At 52.9% G+C, this 18596-nt stretch carries 25 protein-coding genes; 21 read left to right on the top strand and 4 right to left on the bottom strand.

The annotated features are described in order from the left end of the window. Positions 1-40: 40 nt before the first annotated feature. Positions 41-2059 carry an oligopeptide transporter, OPT family gene (locus JS578_02370; GenBank protein ID QRX64125.1) on the bottom strand — a complete coding sequence of 673 codons (2019 nt, stop codon included), beginning with the start codon at positions 2057-2059 and terminating at the stop codon, positions 41-43. A 222-nt stretch (positions 2060-2281) separates the two neighbouring features. Here JS578_02370 and JS578_02365 point away from each other — a divergent pair, with 222 nt between their 5' ends. Both JS578_02365 and JS578_02360 read left to right on the top strand, forming a co-directional pair. Beyond that, positions 2282-4462 carry a S9 family peptidase gene (locus JS578_02365; protein QRX64891.1) on the top strand — a complete coding sequence of 727 codons (2181 nt, stop codon included), beginning with the start codon at positions 2282-2284 and terminating at the stop codon, positions 4460-4462. A 119-nt stretch (positions 4463-4581) separates the two neighbouring features. Next, complete coding sequence (locus JS578_02360) at positions 4582-5709, top strand: hypothetical protein (protein QRX64124.1); 1128 nt, start codon at positions 4582-4584, stop codon at positions 5707-5709. Between the two features lie 108 nt (positions 5710-5817). Here the strand turns inward: JS578_02360 and JS578_02355 are convergent, their stop codons facing one another. Genes JS578_02355 through JS578_02345 form a run of 3 tightly spaced genes read right to left on the bottom strand, consistent with a single transcriptional unit; the run spans position 5818 to position 7571 of the window. After that, positions 5818-6330 (bottom strand): DUF4252 domain-containing protein, encoded by a 513-nt coding sequence (locus JS578_02355; protein ID QRX64123.1) that lies wholly within the window; start codon positions 6328-6330, stop codon positions 5818-5820. Then, complete coding sequence (locus tag JS578_02350) at positions 6327-6983, bottom strand: hypothetical protein (GenBank protein QRX64122.1); 657 nt, start codon at positions 6981-6983, stop codon at positions 6327-6329. Before JS578_02350 ends, JS578_02355 begins: the two co-directional genes overlap by 4 nt. 33 nt (positions 6984-7016) lie before the next feature. Continuing rightward, positions 7017-7571, bottom strand: coding sequence for a sigma-70 family RNA polymerase sigma factor (locus JS578_02345; protein QRX64121.1), 555 nt, complete (start codon positions 7569-7571; stop codon positions 7017-7019). 498 nt (positions 7572-8069) lie between these two features. Here JS578_02345 and JS578_02340 point away from each other — a divergent pair, with 498 nt between their 5' ends. From JS578_02340 to rpsH, 19 genes are all read left to right on the top strand, one after another. Then, positions 8070-8483: a 30S ribosomal protein S12 gene (locus JS578_02340; GenBank protein ID QRX64120.1), complete on the top strand. Its 414-nt coding sequence runs from the start codon at positions 8070-8072 to the stop codon at positions 8481-8483. Positions 8484-8646: 163 nt separating this feature from the next. Continuing rightward, positions 8647-9123: a 30S ribosomal protein S7 gene (gene rpsG, locus JS578_02335; protein ID QRX64119.1), complete on the top strand. Its 477-nt coding sequence runs from the start codon at positions 8647-8649 to the stop codon at positions 9121-9123. A gap of 22 nt (positions 9124-9145) precedes the next feature. Continuing rightward, positions 9146-11275 (top strand): elongation factor G, encoded by a 2130-nt coding sequence (gene fusA, locus JS578_02330; GenBank protein ID QRX64118.1) that lies wholly within the window; start codon positions 9146-9148, stop codon positions 11273-11275. Between the two features lie 29 nt (positions 11276-11304). Beyond that, positions 11305-11610, top strand: coding sequence for a 30S ribosomal protein S10 (rpsJ, locus tag JS578_02325; GenBank protein ID QRX64117.1), 306 nt, complete (start codon positions 11305-11307; stop codon positions 11608-11610). A 58-nt stretch (positions 11611-11668) separates the two neighbouring features. Next, a complete protein-coding gene (rplC, locus tag JS578_02320) occupies positions 11669-12286 on the top strand; it encodes a 50S ribosomal protein L3 (protein ID QRX64116.1) in 618 nt (205 codons plus the stop codon). A 3-nt stretch (positions 12287-12289) separates the two neighbouring features. Then, positions 12290-12928, top strand: a complete 639-nt coding sequence (rplD, locus tag JS578_02315; protein ID QRX64115.1) for a 50S ribosomal protein L4 — start codon at positions 12290-12292, stop codon at positions 12926-12928. Positions 12929-12931: 3 nt separating this feature from the next. Next, positions 12932-13225, top strand: coding sequence for a 50S ribosomal protein L23 (gene rplW, locus JS578_02310; protein ID QRX64114.1), 294 nt, complete (start codon positions 12932-12934; stop codon positions 13223-13225). 5 nt (positions 13226-13230) lie between these two features. Then, entirely contained in the window at positions 13231-14058 is an 828-nt protein-coding gene (gene rplB / locus JS578_02305; GenBank protein ID QRX64113.1) for a 50S ribosomal protein L2, read from the top strand. A gap of 23 nt (positions 14059-14081) precedes the next feature. After that, positions 14082-14351 (top strand): 30S ribosomal protein S19, encoded by a 270-nt coding sequence (gene rpsS, locus JS578_02300; GenBank protein QRX64112.1) that lies wholly within the window; start codon positions 14082-14084, stop codon positions 14349-14351. Between the two features lie 39 nt (positions 14352-14390). Next, a complete protein-coding gene (gene rplV / locus JS578_02295; protein ID QRX64111.1) occupies positions 14391-14801 on the top strand; it encodes a 50S ribosomal protein L22 in 411 nt (136 codons plus the stop codon). Positions 14802-14805: 4 nt separating this feature from the next. Then, the gene (gene rpsC, locus JS578_02290; protein ID QRX64110.1) at positions 14806-15561 is read left to right on the top strand and encodes a 30S ribosomal protein S3; all 756 of its coding nucleotides are present in this window, start codon (positions 14806-14808) and stop codon (positions 15559-15561) included. Between the two features lie 11 nt (positions 15562-15572). Continuing rightward, a complete protein-coding gene (gene rplP / locus JS578_02285; protein ID QRX64109.1) occupies positions 15573-16004 on the top strand; it encodes a 50S ribosomal protein L16 in 432 nt (143 codons plus the stop codon). Between the two features lie 6 nt (positions 16005-16010). Beyond that, positions 16011-16214 (top strand): 50S ribosomal protein L29, encoded by a 204-nt coding sequence (gene rpmC, locus JS578_02280; GenBank protein QRX64108.1) that lies wholly within the window; start codon positions 16011-16013, stop codon positions 16212-16214. Between the two features lie 8 nt (positions 16215-16222). Continuing rightward, entirely contained in the window at positions 16223-16480 is a 258-nt protein-coding gene (gene rpsQ / locus JS578_02275; GenBank protein QRX64107.1) for a 30S ribosomal protein S17, read from the top strand. A gap of 1 nt (position 16481) precedes the next feature. Further along, positions 16482-16847, top strand: a complete 366-nt coding sequence (rplN, locus tag JS578_02270; protein QRX64106.1) for a 50S ribosomal protein L14 — start codon at positions 16482-16484, stop codon at positions 16845-16847. A gap of 21 nt (positions 16848-16868) precedes the next feature. After that, complete coding sequence (gene rplX, locus JS578_02265) at positions 16869-17189, top strand: 50S ribosomal protein L24 (GenBank protein QRX64105.1); 321 nt, start codon at positions 16869-16871, stop codon at positions 17187-17189. After that, positions 17186-17743, top strand: a complete 558-nt coding sequence (rplE, locus tag JS578_02260) for a 50S ribosomal protein L5 (GenBank protein QRX64104.1) — start codon at positions 17186-17188, stop codon at positions 17741-17743. Before rplX ends, rplE begins: the two co-directional genes overlap by 4 nt. A gap of 90 nt (positions 17744-17833) precedes the next feature. Then, positions 17834-18103, top strand: a complete 270-nt coding sequence (gene rpsN / locus JS578_02255) for a 30S ribosomal protein S14 (protein ID QRX64103.1) — start codon at positions 17834-17836, stop codon at positions 18101-18103. An 88-nt stretch (positions 18104-18191) separates the two neighbouring features. After that, the gene (gene rpsH, locus JS578_02250; GenBank protein QRX64102.1) at positions 18192-18587 is read left to right on the top strand and encodes a 30S ribosomal protein S8; all 396 of its coding nucleotides are present in this window, start codon (positions 18192-18194) and stop codon (positions 18585-18587) included. The last annotated feature ends 9 nt before the right edge of the window (positions 18588-18596 follow it).

Raw genomic sequence — 18596 nt, 5'->3', positions numbered from 1 at the left:
TTAACGTATTAACTTACCAACGTTCTAACGTTCTACCGTTCTAATCCTCTTTCTTCGCCCGTTTGGTTTCCCAGACGAAGTAGGCGAGGAGGCCGATGAAGGCAAAGAGGGCCACTACCTGTGCACCGGTGCCGTGTGGGTCTGCCCACAGGTTGAGGTTGAGCACTTCGCCGTTGCCGGTGAGGAAGATGATCAGGGCACCCAGTACGCCGAAGAGCGCCGCCCCGGCGATGAAGCCGGAGGAGATGAGGATGGCGCGCTGGTGACGGGCGTTGTTGAGCGCCTTGTCCTTGCTGCTCTTGTTGATCCAGTGGTTGAGCAGTCCCCCCACCACCAGGGGTGTGTTGAGCGGCAGCGGGATGAACATGCCGAGGGCGAAGGCGAGGGGTGAGATGCCGAGCCAGTTGACCAGGATGGCGATGATGGCGCCGATGCCGAGGAGCATCCAGCTGACACCGCTGCCGGCCATGAGCGGTTCGATGATGGCTGCCATGGCGTTGGCCTGCGGGGCCACCATCGGGTTGGGGTGCTCGGGGGTCGCGACGAAGCCGTAGGCCTCGTTCAGGATGAAGATGACCGCTCCCACGGTGGCTGCCGACACCAGGGTACCGAGGAACTTCCAGGACTCCTGTTTGGCGGGTGTGGTGCCGATCCAGTACCCGATCTTGAGGTCGGTGACGAAGCCGCCCGCCATGGAGAGGGCGGTGCAGACGATGCCACCGATGATCAGACCGCTCACCATGCCCTGCCATCCCTCGAGGCCTACAGCCACCAGGATGACGGAGGAGAGGATCAGTGTCATGAGCGTCATGCCCGACACCGGGTTGGAGCCGACGATGGCGATGGCGTTGGCCGCCACGGTGGTGAAGAGGAAGGAGATGATGGTGACGGTGAGCAGTGCCACGATGGCCTGCACCAGTGTGATCTCCACGCCGAAGAGGAGGAAGATGAAGACGGCGATGAGCGTGAGGAAGAGGAAGAGCATCACGAACGACATTGCCAGGTCGCGCTGCGTCCGTTTCCCTTGCTCCTTGACACCACCGGCCACCCCTTTCTTGCTGACGGCCAGCTTGAAGGCGCTGCCGATGACGCCGGAGGACTTGATGATGCCGATGATGCCGGCCATGGCGATGGCGCCGATGCCGATGGGGCGCACGTAGGTGGCGAAGATCTCCTCTGCCGAGAGGGCGGCGAAGGGGTTCATGCCGCCATTGGCAGCTGCCAGCGCACCGATCTCATTCACCAGCGGGATCAGCACCAGCCAGGAGAGCAGCGACCCCACGGTGATGATCACCGCGAAGCGGAGTCCCACGAGGTAGCCGAAGCTGAAGATGAGGGCGCTGACGTTGAACTTGAACACCATCTTGAACTTGTCGGCCAGCACCGCCCCGGCGGGGATGATGCGTGTGGTGATCTCCTCGCTCCAGAGACGGAAGGCGGAGAAGCAGAAGTCGAACAGCCCGCCGATGAGTCCGCTGGTGATCAGCAGCCTGGCCTGGTTGCCCCCCTTCTCACCGGTCATCAGGATCTCGGTGGTGGCGGTTGCCTCGGGGAAGGGGAGCTTGCCGTGCATATCCTTGACGAAGTACTTGCGGAAGGGGATGAGGAAGAGGATCCCCAGGAAGCCGCCAAAGAGGGAGGAGAAGAAGATCTGCCAGAAGTTGATCTGTATCTCCGGGTATTTGGCCTGCAGGATGTAAAGCCCCGGGATGGTGAAGATGGCACCCGCCACGATGACGCCCGAGGAGGCGCCGATGGACTGGATAATGACATTCTGTCCCAGTGCATTCTTGCGGCGGAAGGCTGCGGAGGCCCCCACGGCGATGATGGAGATGGGGATGGCTGCCTCGAACACCTGCCCGATTTTGAGTCCCGAGTAGGCGGCCGCGGCGGAGAAGATCACCGCCATGAGCAGTCCCATGCCCACCGACCAGGAGGTGACCTCTTGTACCGGTTTGTCTTCCGGCAGCACCGGCTTGTACTCCTCTCCCGGCTGCAGCTCGCTGTACGCGTTGCCGGGCAGTTCCATTGCTTTCTTTTCTACTTCGTTTGGTTGCATAGTGATCAGTTGTCAGTTGAAATGATATTCAGTGCTAACGTTTTCAAATTTTGACGAAAATACAAAAAAAAGCCGATATGGAAAGCCGTTTTTGTTAACTTTGCGTGAAAATGACGGATTGGGGATGTTCGTAAAAGAAGGAACAGAGAGCCTTCCCGGCAGACGGATGGGGTGCCCCGGCTATTGAAAGGAGTCACTCAGGAAAATAATAAAAATATGAAGATAAGCAGATCTCTTTTTGTCCTGCTGACAGCAGCGGCAATGTGTTTGTTCCAGTCGCTGGATGGCAGGACGCAGGCCCAGGATTACACCCTGCAGGATATTGTGGGGGGTAAGTTCAGTGAGCGTGGCGTGGCCACCTTCACCTCGTCGCACGACGGGAACCATTACTACAAGGCCGACGGGGAGCGCAAGGCGGTGGTGAAGGTTGCCTACGCCTCCGGCGAGGCAGTGGACACACTGTTCGACACCCGCACGGCGCGCAACTGCACCTTCGAGACGTTCCAGGGCTTCCTGGTGAGTCCCGACGAGAACAGGGTGCTGGTATACCGTGACAAGGAGCAGATCTTCCGCCACTCGTTCCGGGCGGACTACTACTACCACGACGTGCGGCGCAACATGGTGCGGCGGCTGAGCGATCAGCCGGCAAAGCAGATGGTGCCGGTCTTCTCGCCCGACAGCAGGATGGTGGCCTACGTGGTGGAGAACAACATCTTCCTCACCAAGTTCGACTTCGACACCGAGTCGCAGGTGACCGACGACGGAGCGCTCAACAGCGTGATCAACGGTGCCACCGACTGGGTATACGAGGAGGAGTTCGCCGTGACGCGGCTGATGGAGTTCTCGCCCGACAGCAAGCTGCTCGCCTTCGTGCGTACCGACGAGACCGCCGTGAAGGAGTTCTCCTTCCAGACCTACAACGAGGAGCTCTACCCCGGCTTCCGCCGCTTCAAGTACCCCAAGCCGGGTGAGGCCAACGCCACGGTGGAGTGCCGCGTGTTCGACATCGCCGCCCGCACCACCCGCACCATGGAGGTGCCGCTCGACGCGGATGGCTATATCCCCCGCATTGCCTTTACGCCCAGCGAGGAACAGCTGGCGGTGATGACCCTCAACAGGAACCAGAACCGGTTCGACATGTACTTCGTGAACCCCCGCTCTACGGTCGCCAAGCTGATCCTCCGCGAGGAGAGCGACAGCTATGTCGACTCGGAGTGGCTCAGCTCCATCCGCTTCATGGGCGACACGTTCACTTGGGTCTCGGAGCGGGACGGCTACAGCCACATCTATCTCTACGGGCTGAGCGGTACCCTGCAGAAGCAGCTCACGCGGGGAAGCTACGACGTGACCGACCTGCTGGCCGTGGATGAGGCCTCACAGACCGTCTGGTATCAGGCGGCGGACGAGAGTCCCCTGCGTCGCAACATCTACCGCCTCAACATCAACAAGGGGGAGCCGCAGAAGCTCTCCCCGCAGCCGGGATTCAACACCGCCTCCTTCAGTAAGAATGGTCGCTACTTCGTGCTGCGGCACAGCGATGCCAGCACACCCACGGTGATCACGCTGCACGACGGCACCGGGAAGCAGCTGCGCCTGCTGGAAGAGAATGGTGCCCTGCGCAGCACCCTTGCTTCTGTCAACATTCCGCAGCGTGAGTTCATCACCCTGCCGGCGGCGGATGGGACCACACAGCTCAACGGCTGGATCCTGAAGCCGGCGGACTTCAACCCGGCGAAACAGTACCCTGTTGTGATGGTGCAGTACAGCGGCCCCAACTCACAGGAGGTGCAGGACAAGTACAACGTCTCCTGGTACCACGCCCTCCTCCGCGAGGGGATCCTGGTGGCCGCGGTGGACGGGCGCGGCACCGCCGCGCGCGGGGAGGCTTTCCGCAAGGGAACTTACCTGAAGCTGGGCATCCTGGAGTCGGACGACCAGGTGGCAGCAGCCCGTTCCCTGGGGAACCTGCCCTATGTGGATGGCAGCCGCATCGGCATCTGGGGCTGGAGCTACGGCGGCTACAACGTGCTGATGAGCATGAGCCGCGGCAACGGAGTGTTCAAGGCAGGTGTGGCCATTGCACCGGTGACCGACTGGCGCTTTTACGACACCGTTTACAGCGAGCGTTTCATGCGCACCCCCGGGCAGAACCATGACGGCTACGCGCAGGGATCGGCCCTGGCGCTGGCCCCGCAGCTGGAGGGGAAGCTGCTGCTGGTGCACGGTACCGCCGACGACAATGTGCACCTGCAAAACTCCATTGAGTACAGTCGCGCGCTGATCCGTGCCAACAAACATTTTGAGATGTTTTACTTCCCCGACTTCGACCACTCCATTGTGGGAGGCAACGCGCGGGAGTACCTTTATGAGAAGGTGATCCGCTTCTTCAGCGAGGAGCTTTGAGCGGGTAGGAGAGGCCCCCGGTATGATTCAGGCTGATGCCGTTCGGAGATGATCCGGGCGGCATCAGTTGTTTCTACGCTAAACAAAAAACCGGTTTTGTTGTTATGATAGGGGAATAAATGAAAGGTGTACCACACATCAATATGGGAGAGTTGTCCTTCATACAAAAAATAAGCAGGAATCCGGCGTTCGGTTTGATACCGTTGCTCCTCTTTTCGTTCCTTGCCGGCATCCTGGAGATGTCCCTGGCAACGGGGGCTGTCCTGTTGTTGTCGCTCGCGGGATTTCTCTGGGTGAAGAAGCCTGTGGGGCTCATCTATCAGATATCGCTCATCACCTTTTTCATCGCCTTCATCCTCTCCCTCTTCTTCACCTTGCAGACACATGTGAACAGCTTCGTGATCGTGGAGATCATCTTCCTGCTCTCGCTCATCATCGCGCGCCTCTCGCGCAGCCGCATCGTCTCACGTTCGGCAAAGAAGGAGAACGTACTGACGCGCAATTACATGAAAGAGACGCTGCGCGTGGCTTTCCAGACCCAATACGGGCTCTCCATACATCTCCTTGTGGTGATGTTGCTGCTCCTGCTGGGTGCTGCCGGTCCGCAGGGGCTGCACCAACGCTGGATCCTCTTCACCGCACAGGGGGTGCTGCTGGCGGTGATACTGCTGGAGAGCGCACGGCTGCATCTGCTCACAAAAAAACTTCACAAGGAGGAGTGGTTGCCGGTGGTGAACGAGAGCGGCGACGTGACAGGAAAGGTAGCCAAGTCGATCACCAAGGATCTGAAGAATCGCTTCATGCATCCCGTGGTGCGGGTGGCACTGATATACAAGGGGACGATTTACCTGAAGGAGCGGGATGAATCGCGACTGCTTAATCCCGGCTTACTTGATTATCCCTTCGAGAAGTACATGCAGTACGACCATGAGATCGATGAGAGCGTGCACAACAGCATCAGCAGTGAGTGCGGCACCAAGCATGTCCCCCTGCGGTTCCTGCTGAAGTACACCTTCGAGAACGAGAGCACCAAGCGGCTTATCTTCCTCTATGTCTCAGATATAGAGGATGAGGAGCTCTTCAACAGCCTTCGTCTCAGCGGCGGGAAGCTGTGGACTGAGGCGCAGATTGAGGACAACATGGGAACAGGCCTCTTCTCGGAGTGTTTCGAGCTGGAGTTTGAATACCTCAAGAACACCATCCTTCTGGCGCATCGCTTCCGCAGCCGCATGGATAATAAGGGCTGACGGGAGATCAACCGGATACAAAGGCAATAGGCAGCTAAACTCACGTTCGGCTGCCTATTTATCGTTTAAATATAAAAAAGAAAAAAGTTATTTGCAGTTATCTCATCTTTATTCGGTTTCATTTTGTTTCAACAGCTCCGGTTCATTCTTCAGTGTGCCGGAAAGCCTGGATATTGAGTTGAAGTCGATCTCGCCGTTGACGTTGATGACTGTGAATAACCCCTCTTCATCGAGCGAGAGCAGAATCAGATCCTGTTCCTTTTCACTGACCTCCTTCATCCATACGGAGATGCGTGACTCCTCTTCGTTGACAGATACCACCTCACGGTAATCGGCAAAAGAATCCCTGATCAGCTCGTCTGCCTTGCGGAAATAATGACGCGAGTCGCGCCTGTTGTCGCTGCTGACGATACGGATGCTGTTGAGCTTGCTGAAGGTCTCTTTCAGCTCCTCATCAAGGGCGTTCTCAGCCATCTTCTCCAACATGGTTTCGCCAATGTTGACATTGTTGAGGGGACGTTTCTCCTCGGCGCACTGTTCCATGAAGAGCGTCACGAAATCGGATGCAGAGAGCAGGGTGGGCAGGGCAATGAGCCAGGCAATCAATATTGTTTTCTTCATATCTTCTCTTCTTCGTTAATCGATTCAGGGTATCCTGACGTCACTCCCTCCTGAATGGTGTCACCGGAAGGGAAGAGCTCCCCGGCATCCTCCGTCTCAACATCGGGGTCCCTGTCTGCCGCTGCTGTTTCGCTGTTGAGCGAGTCTATCATCTCCCAGTCGATCTCCATTGCGTTTAACTGGCGAAGGGTTTCGCGAGAGGCCTCTTCGCTCAACCGGAGGGCGTCGGCCAGTTTCTCCAGTGCATCGGTGGCTTGCTCCAACACCTCTGTTTCCTCGACACCTTTTTCAGCGTACTGAGGGTTGTTCTGTTGGCGGGTGATGAAATAGAGACTGACCCCCATGCCCACCAGTAACAAGATGGAGGCGGCAATGCGCATCAGCCTTGTGCGGCGAGGCATATGCTGTGGAATGACCGCAGTATCTGCTTTGCGGAGCGATTCCTGCAGCCTCTGCTCGAAATTGGCGCTTAACCGTGGGGCTTGCTCCTCTTCGATGTAGCTGAACAGGGGAGCGTAGCGCTGCAGCTCCTCCGGCAGCTCCTCTTCCGCAAAGAGGCGGCGCAGTTCCTGCTCCTCAGCCAGGTTGGTCTCGCAGTTCCAATATTTGTTGAGCAGCTCGATGATCCGATCCCTTTTCATCTCTTTATCCATTGTGTGACGATTCAGCAGTTTGTGCTCTTTTTTTTATCTTTCGTTCTGATCCCGTGAGGTTCCCATCCGACTCTTCTCCTTCAACGCCTCACCCGACAAAAGCTCCTGCAGCTTCTTCCTGGCCCTGAAGAGCGTTACCTTCACCAGCTCCTCGCTGATCTGTAGGGTGTCGGCGATTTGCCGGTAACTCATCTCCTCGATCTCACGCAGGCGGAACAGGGTTTGTTGCCTTTCCGGAAGTTGTGCGATACATTGCGCAATCAGCGCCTGTTGCTCTTTTCTCACTAGCCTGCTGTGGGGTGATTCGCTGTCGATCAGGTTTTTTTCCTCCTCCTCGACAGGGGACCATGCACTCTTCCTGTTCGATGCCACTGCCAGACGATCGAGCGACATGTTTCGGATTGCCCTGTAGCAGTATGCCTCCGGATTGTCGATCTCTTCCCATTCCTCACGCCGGCTCCAGAGCTTCAACAGCAGGTCCTGCAGAATGTCTTCCGCCTCTGCGCGGTCCCTTACGATGCCGAGCGCATGACGGAACAACTTCTCCCTGAGCGGCAGGATGAGGGTGTGAAAAGAATCAACTTTCATTTTATAATGACGGATGAAGTGGGGAAAAGTTACAGCTTGATGCAAAAATAGTTGTTTTTTACAAGCTACCTGACAAGAACTCGCTACGCTTAAACAGCTTGTCAGGTTGCGCTTGTTGCAGCGAACGGGTGCCCCGACAACAAGCTGAGGTCTTGGAACTATATCCGCGCACGGACAGCAAACCGAGAATATCGAACATAAAAGCATGAACTAAGAAAAATGAACCAAGCACATCAAACCATAAATCAACCAACCTAATAACGTAATAACGTAATAACGTTAAAAACCTAATAACCTATAATCGTGCGCAGGTTTTGAAAAAAACATCTTCAAACACTTGCATATCTTGTTGATTCTTTGTAATTTTGTGCCGTTTTTCACTCCAACTGATTGGTTATTGAATGATAATCAAGCCATTATTATATGCAGATGGTGTGTGAACGCCTTTACGGGAAATGATTAAAAAACAAGAATAAGTTAAAAAAAAGAAAGCAGAAAATGCCTACAATTCAACAATTAGTAAGAAAAGGACGTACCACTCTTACAGAAAAGAGCAAATCGCCTGCGTTGGATTCCTGTCCGCAGCGTCGGGGTGTATGTGTGAGAGTTTACACCACCACACCGAAGAAACCGAACTCAGCGATGAGAAAGGTAGCTCGTGTGCGTTTGACCAACTCGAAGGAAGTAAATGCTTACATCCCGGGTGAAGGACACAACCTGCAGGAGCACTCTATTGTGCTGGTGCGCGGTGGACGTGTGAAAGACCTTCCGGGTGTACGTTACCACATTGTGCGCGGAACACTTGATACTGCCGGTGTGAACGGCCGTACCCAGAGACGTTCCAAGTACGGAGCCAAGCGCCCCAAACCGGGAGCAAAGAATGCCGCACCTGCAAAGGGAGGTAAGAAGTAAGTTTGTTCCTTCCGGTACGCAATTCATTTAAGAAGTAAAATTGTAAAATCGCTGTTGAAATTTTTGGACATTGCTACTTTATGACCGGTTGAGTAAATGAACTCAGAGGAGTTCGTTGAAGACGATAAAAGGCAACCAAACAACACAAAAATCTTATTAAACAATGAGAAAAGCAAAACCTAAGAAAAGACAGATCCTCCCGGATCCTGTTTATGGTGATGTGAGGGTAACAAAGTTTGTTAACCACCTGATGTATGACGGTAAGAAGAGTATCTCATACGATATCTTTTACTCCGCATTGAACAATGTAAAGGCTAAATTGCCGAACGAAGAGAAATCTCCCCTCGAGATTTGGAAAGCTGCCCTCGACAATATTACCCCCCAGGTTGAAGTGAAATCACGCCGTGTTGGCGGAGCCACTTTCCAGGTACCCACCGAGATCAGACCCGACAGAAAAGAATCCGTTTCAATGAAAAACCTCATTCTCTATGCGCGCAAGAGAGGAGGCAAGACGATGGCCGACAAGCTGGCTGCCGAGATCGTAGATGCATTCAACGGTCAGGGCGGAGCATTCAAGCGGAAAGAAGATATGCACAGAATGGCAGAGGCGAACCGTGCTTTTGCCCACTTTAGATTTTAACATAAGATAGAAGGTAAAAAAGATGGCTAAGGGTTCAAAAGAAGCATTAAAATTCACTCGTAACATAGGTATCATGGCGCACATCGACGCCGGCAAGACCACCACCTCTGAGCGTATCCTGTTCTACACGGGACTCACGCACAAGATCGGGGAGGTGCATGACGGCGCGGCTACCATGGACTGGATGGAGCAGGAGCAGGAGCGTGGGATCACCATCACCTCTGCTGCCACCACTACGAGCTGGAAATATGACGACCAGACATACAAGATCAACCTGATCGACACCCCGGGACACGTGGACTTCACGGTAGAGGTGGAACGTTCGCTGCGCGTGCTGGATGGTGCGGTAGCGGCGTTTTGCGCTGTAGGTGGTGTGGAGCCGCAGTCGGAGACTGTATGGCGTCAGGCTGACAAATATAAGGTACCCCGTGTAGGGTATGTGAACAAGATGGACCGTTCGGGTGCCAACTTCTTCGACGTGGTTCGCCAGGTGAAGGAGATGCTGGGTGCCAACGCATGTCCCATCCAGATCCCCATCGGGGCTGAAGAGACCTTTAAGGGCGTGGTCGACCTGGTCACGATGAAAGCGCTCTACTGGCATGACGAGACCATGGGTGCCGACTACGACGTGAGGGATATCCCGGCCGACCTGCTGGAGGAGGCTCAGGAGTGGCGCGAGAAGATGCTCGAGATCGTTGCCGAGTGCGACGATGCACTGATGGAGAAGTTCTTCGACGATCCCGACACGATTACCGAGGAGGAGATCAGAAAAGCCATCCGCAAGGGAACACTCTCCATGCAGATCAACCCCATGATCTGTGGCTCATCGTTCAAGAACAAGGGTGTACAGACACTGCTCGACGCGGTATGTGCCTACCTGCCCAGTCCGATCGACACCGAGGCAATCAGCGGCACGCTGCCCGACGATCCTGAAAAGGAAGTGGTACGTCATCCCAATCCGGAAGAACCGATGAGCGCCCTGGCGTTCAAGATCGCCACTGACCCCTACGTGGGACGTCTCTGTTTCTTCCGCGTTTACTCGGGAGAGATTGAAGCCGGATCGTATGTATACAACCCCCGTTCGGGAAAGAAAGAACGTATCTCGCGTCTGTTCCAGATGCACTCCAACAAGCAGAACCCGAAAGAGTTCATTGGCACGGGTGACATCGGTGCCGGTGTAGGTTTCAAGGATATCCGTACGGGTGATACCCTCTGTGATGAGAAGAATCCGATCATCCTCGAAGCGATTGACTTCCCGGATCCGGTGATTGGTATCGCCGTAGAGCCCAAGACGCAGAAGGACCTCGACAAGCTGTCGACCGGTCTGGCCAAGCTGGCCGAGGAGGATCCCACCTTCACCGTGAAGACTGACGATGAGACCGGCCAGACTGTGATCTCCGGTATGGGTGAGCTTCACCTCGAGATCATCATCGACCGTCTGAAACGTGAGTTCAAGGTGGAAGCCAACCAGGGTCGTCCCCAGGTATCTTACAAAGAGGCAATCACCAAGACGGTTGAATTGCGTGAAACCTACAAGAAGCAGACCGGTGGTCGTGGTAAGTACGCCGATATGATTGTGCGCGTGGAACCGGCCGATGCCGACTTCGAGGGCGATCTGCAGTTCGTAGACGAGGTGAAGGGCGGTAACATCCCCAAGGAGTATATCCCCTCCATCCAGAAAGGATTCCATCGCGCCATGAAGAATGGTGTGCTGGCAGGATATGCACTCGACAAGCTGAAGGTGACCGTGCTCGATGGTTCATACCACCCGGTCGACTCCGATCAGCTCTCGTTCGAGATTTGCGCCATGCAGGCCTTCAAGAGTGCTTCTGAAAAGGCAGGACCCGTCTTGCTGGAACCGATCATGAAGGTTGAGGTGGTGACCCCCGAGGAAAGCATGGGGGATGTGATCTCCGACCTGAACAAGCGTCGCGGACAGGTGGAAGGAATGGAATCGAACCGCTCGGGTGCCCGTGTGGTGAAGGCCAAGACCCCCCTCTCCGAGATGTTCGGCTATGTAACTTCGCTGCGTACCGTCACATCGGGACGCGCCACATCGACCATGTCATTCTCTCACTTCGAAGAGGTATCCTCATCGATTGCCAGACAAGTGCTGACAGAGGTGAAGGGACGTGTGGATTTGATCAAGTAAGAGCAAACAAATTTTACGCATAAAATTATATGAGCCAAAAAATCAGAATCAAACTGAAATCTTACGATTACAGCCTCGTGGACAAATCTGCTGAGAAAATCGTAAAAACCGTAAAAGCTACGGGTGCTGTGGTGAGTGGTCCCATACCCCTGCCAACACACAAGCGCATCTTTACCGTGAACCGTTCTACCTTCGTGAACAAGAAGTCACGCGAACAGTTCGAGCTGGCCTCTTTCAAACGGCTTATCGACATCTACAGCTCAACAGCAAAGACCGTTGATGCCCTGATGAAGCTTGAGCTGCCCAGCGGTGTGGAAGTAGAGATCAAAGTGTGATAAAAGCGAATAGCTAAAAAGCTAAAAGCTAAGAATAATTATTATAAACAACAGAGAAATGCCAGGATTATTAGGAAAAAAAATCGGAATGACATCCGTTTTCAGTGCCGAGGGAAAGAACATTCCATGCACTGTTATCGAAGCAGGTCCTTGCGTGGTTACTCAGGTGAAGACAGTCGACAATGACGGCTACGACGCCATTCAGCTCGGGTTCGTGGACAAGAAAGACAAGCACACCCCCAACGCTGAACAGGGTCACTTCAAGAAAGCAGGAGTAAGCCCCAAGAGACACTTGGCCGAGTTCAAAGGATTAGGAGACGACTACAAGTTGGGATCCGAAATCACTGTTGACTTTTTCAATGATGCCGTTTACGTGGATGTGATCGGCACCTCGAAGGGAAAAGGTTTCCAGGGAGTGGTGAAACGCCACGGATTCGCAGGTGTGGGTCAGGCCACACACGGACAGCACAACAGGCTTCGTGCCCCCGGTTCCATCGGAGCCGCTTCATACCCCGCAAAGGTATTCAAGGGAACACGCATGGCCGGACAGATGGGTAACGAGCGGGTGACCGTTCAGAACCTGCAGGTGGTAAAGATAATCCCCGAACACAATCTCCTTCTGGTGAAGGGATCGGTGCCGGGAGCGAAAGGTTCAATCGTATTAATTGAGAAGTAAGAAATGGAATTAAGTATCTACAATAGCAAAGGAGAGGTAACAGACAAGAAGGTGAATCTCGACGATTCCATTTTCGGCATTGAACCGAACGAACATGTTATCTGGCTCGATGTGAAGCAGTACCTGGCCAACCAGCGTCAGGGTACTCACAAGTCGAAAGAGAGAAACGAGATCGCCGGCAGTACCCGCAAGCTGATTCGTCAGAAGGGTAGTGGTGGTGCCCGCAGGGGTGACATCAAATCACCCGTGTTGGTGGGTGGAGGCCGCGTGTTCGGTCCCAAGCCCCGTGATTACAGCTTCAAGCTCAACAAGAAGGTGAAGGCGCTGGCACGCAAGTCGGCCCTCTCGCTCAAGGCAAAGAACAACAGCATCATCGTTGTGGAGGACCTGTCGTTCGACACGCCGAAGACCAAGGAATTTGCCTCGCTGACAAAGAATCTGCAACTGACTGATAAAAAGCTACTTTTCGTTTTGCCAGGTCAAAATAAAAACGTATATTTGTCGGCCCGAAATTTACAGAAAGTGAATGTGATAACAGCTTCTGAAATAAACACATACGCTATTATGAATTGTGGCAGCCTGGTGATGACCGAGTCGTCGCTGACTGCGATTGATAACCTCTTTAACGCAAAAGGAGAATAAAAGATGAGTGTATTAGTAAAACCGATATTCACGGAAAAGCAGACTGCCCTGACGGACAAGTATGAAAACCGTTACGGCTTCATCGTGTCTCCTTCTGCCAACAAGGTTCAGATCAAGAACGAAGTGGAAGCACTCTACAACGTACATGTAGAGAGTGTGAACACGATGAAGTATGATGGCAAAGTGAAGAGCCGTTACACCAAATCGGGTGTCGTTTTCGGCAAGACAGCCGCATACAAGAAAGCAATCATCACCTTGCGAAAAGGTGAAACGATCGATCTATTTAGCAACATTTAAACAACATGGCAATACGTAAATTAAAGCCCACTACACCGGGGCAAAGACACAAGATTATCGGTTCATTTGAAACAATCACTGCAAGTGTACCGGAGAAATCTCTTGTAGTTGGAAAGAAGGCAACGGGTGGACGCAACCACCAGGGTAAGATGACCATGGGTTACCTGGGTGGCGGACACAAAAGACGTTACCGCATCATCGACTTCAAGAGAACAAAAGATGGTATCCCGGCCGTTGTGAAGAGCATTGAATATGATCCCAACCGTTCGGCACGCATCGCGCTGCTTTACTATGCCGACGGAGAGAAGACCTATATTCTTGCCCCCAATGGACTGCAAGTTGGAACCTCAGTGATGTCGGGGCCCGATGCCGCCCCGGAAGTAGGAAATGCATTGCCCTTGGCGGTGATCCCCATCGGTACGGTGGTGCACAACATTGAGTTGCGCCCCGGACAGGGAGCCAAGATGGCACGTTCGGCCGGAACATTCGCACAGCTGGTGTCGCGTGAAGATAAGTACGCGATCATCAAGATGCCTTCCGGTGAAGTTCGCAAGATTCTTTCTGCCTGCAAGGCTACCATTGGTAGTGTAGGCAATTCGGATCATGCTCTGGAAAAATCAGGTAAAGCCGGTCGTTCACGCTGGCTGGGTCGTCGCCCGCACAACCGTGGTGTGGTGAAGAACCCGGTAGATCACCCCATGGGTGGTGGTGAAGGACGCGCGTCGGGAGGACATCCCAGATCGCCCAAGGGCTTATATTCAAAGGGCTTGAAGACAAGAGCGCCCAAAAAACATTCTTCGAAATACATCGTAGAGAGAAGAAAAAAGAAGTAATCTGATTTAATTATTACACAACTATGAGCAGATCATTAAAGAAAGGTCCCTATATCAACCTGAAGCTGGAACAGAAGGTGAGTGCCATGAACGACAGCGGCAAGAAGGCCGTAGTCAAGACATGGGCCCGTGCTTCCATGATATCACCTGATTTTGTAGGGCACACCATCGCTGTACACAACGGGAACAAGTTTATCCCGGTATACGTGACAGAGAACATGGTTGGGCACAAACTGGGCGAATTCGCTGTTACCCGCACGTTCCGCGGACACTCAGGCAACAGGAAGAAATAAGATCAGGGCGCTTAACGAACACAGAAAAACAGAAAAGACATGAGTGCTAGAAAAAGAATATCAGCCGAACAAAGAAAAGAAAACCGCAAGACGGTTTCTCTGGCCGTACTGAAGAACGTGCCCACATCACCTCGCAAGATGCGTTACGTGGCCGACATGGTACGTGGCATGGAGGTGTTCAAGGCTCTCGGCGTGCTGAAGTTCTCCAACAAGGAGGCATCGATCAGAGTCGAGAAGTTGTTGCTTTCAGCCATTGCCAACTGGGAACAGAAGAACGAACGAAAGGCAGAGACCGGCGAGCTTTATATCAAGACCATCTCCGTGGATGGAGGATCCATGCTGAAGCGTCTTCGTCCTGCACCGCAGGGTCGCGGTTACCGCATCCGCAAACGCTCCAACCACGTGACAATTGTCGTAGATACATTGAACAAAGAACAAGCAGAAAACTAAGAAGATGGGACAGAAAGTAAATCCGATAGCAAATCGTTTGGGAATCATCAAAGGATGGGACTCTAACTGGTACGGCGGAAATAATTATGGTGACACCCTGCTGGAGGACAGCAAGATCCGCACCTATTTGAATGCCCGTCTTGCCAAAGCAAGTGTATCTCGCATTGTCATTGAGCGCACACTGAAACTGGTGACCATCACCATCTGTACTGCCCGCCCCGGCATCATCATCGGCAAGGGTGGCCAGGAGGTGGACAAGCTCAAGGAAGAGCTGATGAAGATCACCGACAAAGATATCCAGATCAACATTTACGAGATCAAGAAGCCGGAGTTGGATGCCATGATTGTGGCCACCAACATTGCCCGCCAGCTTGAAGGGAAGATCGCCTACCGCCGTGCGGTGAAGATGGCTGTTGCTGCCACCATGCGCATGGGTGCCGAGGGGATCAAGGTGCAGGTATCAGGACGTCTGAACGGCGCTGAGATGGCCCGCTCCGAGATGTACAAGGAGGGTCGTACCCCCCTTCATACCTTCCGTGCCGACATCGATTACGCACAGGTTGAAGCGCTCACCAAGGTGGGTATCATTGGCATCAAGGTATGGATTTGCCGTGGCGAGATCTATGGCAAGAAAGATCTGGCTCCTTCGTTCGCAACCTCCAAAGACAACCGTTCAGCAGGCAACCGCGGAGGCGGCAATCGCCCTGAAGGCGGCAGAGGCGGCCGGCGCAACAGGAGAAATAACAAAACCAACGCTTAATAGAAGAAAATATGTTACAACCGAAGAAAACAAAGTTCAGAAGACAGCAGAAAGGTCGCATGAAAGGTGTGGCCGGTCGCGGCAATCAGCTGGCATTCGGCTCTTTCGGGATCAAATCGCTCGAATCGAAATGGATCACCGGAAGGCAGATTGAAGCTGCCCGTATTGCTGTAACACGTTACATGCAACGTCAGGGACAGGTTTGGGTACGTATTTTCCCGGATAAGCCGATCACCAAGAAGCCAGCCGAAGTGCGTATGGGTAAGGGTAAAGGTAATCCGGAAGGATATGTGGCGCCCATCACACCGGGCCGCATCCTTTTCGAGATTGAAGGCGTTTCCTATGACGTGGCAAAAGAGGCTTTGCGTTTAGCGGCTCAGAAGTTGCCTGTGACCACCAAGTTCGTGGTGAGAAGGGATTATGATTATGATCAAAAATCGTAAAGCGAGATGAAGAAGCAAGAAGAATTGAGAGAGATATCCGAAAAGGACCTGAAAGAGAGACTGGAAGCTGAAACGGTGGCATTGACCCAATTGAAGATCAACCACACCATCACCCCGCTCGATGATTCGGGATCGATCCGCGAGAAACGTCGCAACATTGCCCGTATCCACACGGAGCTGCGTGCAAGAGAGTTGAAAAACAAGCAATAAGATAGCTAATGGAAACGAGAAATTTAAGAAAGGAAAGAATCGGGGTCGTTTTCAGCAATAAGATGGACAAGACCATCACCGTTGCTGTAAAATGGAAAGAGAAACACCCTATATATGGGAAGTTCGTTAACAAAACGAAGAAATTTCACGCCCATGATGAGAAGAATGACTGTAACATCGGTGATACAGTACGTATAATGGAGACCCGTCCTTTGAGCAAGTCGAAGAGATGGAGAGTGGTTGAAATAATGGAAAGGGCCAAGTAAGATGATACAACAAGAATCAAGATTAACAGTTACTGACAACAGCGGTGCCAAGGAGGTTCTTTGCATCCGCGTTTTGGGCGGTACAAGAAGACGCTACGCGTCTGTAGGGGATGTCATTGTTGTTACAGTCAAGAGCGCGATCCCATCGAGTGATATCAAGAAAGGAACAGTATCGAAAGCAATCATCGTGCGTACGAAGAAAGAGCTCCGTCGTGCCGACGGTTCCTACATCCGTTTCGACGACAATGCCTGCGTGTTGCTCAACAACGCCGGCGAGTTGCGTGGAAGCCGTATCTTCGGACCTGTTGCCCGTGAACTTCGCGCCACAAACATGAAGATTGTTTCATTAGCTCCTGAAGTATTATAATCCATTAATCAATCACAGGCAATGAGTAAATTACATATCAAGAAAGGCGATACGGTATATGTCAACTCCGGTGAGGACAAAGGCAAAACCGGCCGCGTACTGGAGGTTCTTGTGAACAAGAACCGCGCAGTTGTGGAAGGTGTTAACATCGTATCGAAGCATAGCAAACCCAACGCACAGAATCCCAACGGAGGCATCGAAAAGAAGGAAGCTTCTATTCATCTCTCCAAGCTGAATCCGGTGGATCCCAAGACCGGTAAGCCCACCCGCGTTGGCAGAAAAGAGAACAGCAAAGGCAAATTAGTACGTTACGCTAAAAAATCGGGGGAGGAAATTAAATGAGTACGACAACATACGAAGTGAGTTTAAAGAAAGATTACAAGGAGCGTGTGGTGCCTGCCCTGATGAAGGAGTTCAGCTATAAATCGGTGATGCAGGTTCCCCGTCTGGAGAAGATCGTGATCAACCAGGGCCTCGGCATCGCCGTTGCCGACAAGAAGATCATTGAGACAGCCATCAACGAACTGACCACCATTACCGGTCAGAAGGCTGTACAGACTGTATCACGCAAAGATATCTCGAACTTCAAACTCCGTAAGAAGATGCCGGTGGGCGTACGCGTGACACTGCGTCAGGACAAGATGTACGAGTTCCTTGAAAGATTGGTACGTGTGGCGTTGCCCCGTATTCGTGACTTCAAGGGTATCGAGAACAAACTCGATGGCCGTGGCAACTATACCATGGGTATCGAAGAGCAGATCATCTTCCCTGAGATCAACATCGACAACATCACCCGTCTGCTGGGAATGAACATCACGTTCGTCACCACCGCAGCTACCGACGAGGAGGGTTATGCACTGTTGAGAGAGTTCGGATTACCGTTTAAGAAAGACTAATTGCAAGCAGTCGCGCTAAGCCCGGCAACTACCGGGCTCTGCCGTGACAAGGCAATGACCCATAACATTGAACACATAAATCAGTAGATAATGGCAAAAGAATCAATGAAAGCCCGTGAGGTGAAAAGAGCGAAGATGGTTGCCCGTTACGCGGAAAAGCGAGCCAAATACCTGGCAGAAGGTGACTATGAAGCGCTTCAATCGATTCCCAAGAATGCTTCTCCCGTACGCTTGCACAATCGTTGCAAGCTGACCGGTCGCCCCAAAGGATACATGCGCCAGTTTGGCCTCTCCCGTATCCAGTTCCGCGAAATGGCATCGAAGGGATTGATCCCCGGGGTGAAGAAAGCAAGCTGGTAAAAAAGCTTTCAGCTGAACGCTGAGAGCAAAGCGCAAAGAATACATAAATATTGTCCCGGCAGTCGGGATCAATTTAAACAATTATCATATGACAGATCCAATAGCAGATTATTTGACGCGGCTCAGGAACGCCATCCAGGCAAAGCACCGGGTGGTGGAAGTTCCCGCATCAAATCTCAAAAAAGACATCACCAAGATTCTTTTTGAAAAAGGCTACATTCTTAATTACAAGTTTGTAGAGGATGGTCCACAGGGTTCAATCATGATCGCCCTGAAGTACGATCCGGTGAATAAAGTAAATGCAATCAAGAAACTGAAACGCGTATCAACCCCCGGCTTGCGCCAGTATGTGGGTTACAAGGATATGCCGCGCGTGCTGAACGGTTTGGGTATTGCCATATTATCTACTTCAAACGGAGTGATGACAGACAAGGAAGCCCGCGAACATAAGGTGGGCGGTGAAGTATTGTGTTACGTGTATTAATTTGAAGGA

This window comes from Dysgonomonadaceae bacterium zrk40, from assembly GCA_016916535.1.
Lineage (GTDB): Bacteria > Bacteroidota > Bacteroidia > Bacteroidales > Dysgonomonadaceae > Proteiniphilum.
This window is presented reverse-complemented; position numbering and strand designations above follow the sequence as displayed.

Coding starts and splice junctions, on each gene's coding strand:
- JS578_02370 (QRX64125.1), bottom strand. CDS start 2,059: ATGCAACCAAACGAAGTAGAAAAGAAAGCAATGGAACTGCCCGGCAAC.
- JS578_02360 (QRX64124.1), top strand. CDS start 4,582: ATGAAAGGTGTACCACACATCAATATGGGAGAGTTGTCCTTCATACAA.
- JS578_02355 (QRX64123.1), bottom strand. CDS start 6,330: ATGAAGAAAACAATATTGATTGCCTGGCTCATTGCCCTGCCCACCCTG.
- JS578_02350 (QRX64122.1), bottom strand. CDS start 6,983: ATGGATAAAGAGATGAAAAGGGATCGGATCATCGAGCTGCTCAACAAA.
- JS578_02345 (QRX64121.1), bottom strand. CDS start 7,571: ATGAAAGTTGATTCTTTTCACACCCTCATCCTGCCGCTCAGGGAGAAG.
- JS578_02340 (QRX64120.1), top strand. CDS start 8,070: ATGCCTACAATTCAACAATTAGTAAGAAAAGGACGTACCACTCTTACA.
- rpsG (QRX64119.1), top strand. CDS start 8,647: ATGAGAAAAGCAAAACCTAAGAAAAGACAGATCCTCCCGGATCCTGTT.
- fusA (QRX64118.1), top strand. CDS start 9,146: ATGGCTAAGGGTTCAAAAGAAGCATTAAAATTCACTCGTAACATAGGT.
- rpsJ (QRX64117.1), top strand. CDS start 11,305: ATGAGCCAAAAAATCAGAATCAAACTGAAATCTTACGATTACAGCCTC.
- rplC (QRX64116.1), top strand. CDS start 11,669: ATGCCAGGATTATTAGGAAAAAAAATCGGAATGACATCCGTTTTCAGT.
- rplD (QRX64115.1), top strand. CDS start 12,290: ATGGAATTAAGTATCTACAATAGCAAAGGAGAGGTAACAGACAAGAAG.
- rplW (QRX64114.1), top strand. CDS start 12,932: ATGAGTGTATTAGTAAAACCGATATTCACGGAAAAGCAGACTGCCCTG.
- rplB (QRX64113.1), top strand. CDS start 13,231: ATGGCAATACGTAAATTAAAGCCCACTACACCGGGGCAAAGACACAAG.
- rpsS (QRX64112.1), top strand. CDS start 14,082: ATGAGCAGATCATTAAAGAAAGGTCCCTATATCAACCTGAAGCTGGAA.
- rplV (QRX64111.1), top strand. CDS start 14,391: ATGAGTGCTAGAAAAAGAATATCAGCCGAACAAAGAAAAGAAAACCGC.
- rpsC (QRX64110.1), top strand. CDS start 14,806: ATGGGACAGAAAGTAAATCCGATAGCAAATCGTTTGGGAATCATCAAA.
- rplP (QRX64109.1), top strand. CDS start 15,573: ATGTTACAACCGAAGAAAACAAAGTTCAGAAGACAGCAGAAAGGTCGC.
- rpmC (QRX64108.1), top strand. CDS start 16,011: ATGAAGAAGCAAGAAGAATTGAGAGAGATATCCGAAAAGGACCTGAAA.
- rpsQ (QRX64107.1), top strand. CDS start 16,223: ATGGAAACGAGAAATTTAAGAAAGGAAAGAATCGGGGTCGTTTTCAGC.
- rplN (QRX64106.1), top strand. CDS start 16,482: ATGATACAACAAGAATCAAGATTAACAGTTACTGACAACAGCGGTGCC.
- rplX (QRX64105.1), top strand. CDS start 16,869: ATGAGTAAATTACATATCAAGAAAGGCGATACGGTATATGTCAACTCC.
- rplE (QRX64104.1), top strand. CDS start 17,186: ATGAGTACGACAACATACGAAGTGAGTTTAAAGAAAGATTACAAGGAG.
- rpsN (QRX64103.1), top strand. CDS start 17,834: ATGGCAAAAGAATCAATGAAAGCCCGTGAGGTGAAAAGAGCGAAGATG.
- rpsH (QRX64102.1), top strand. CDS start 18,192: ATGACAGATCCAATAGCAGATTATTTGACGCGGCTCAGGAACGCCATC.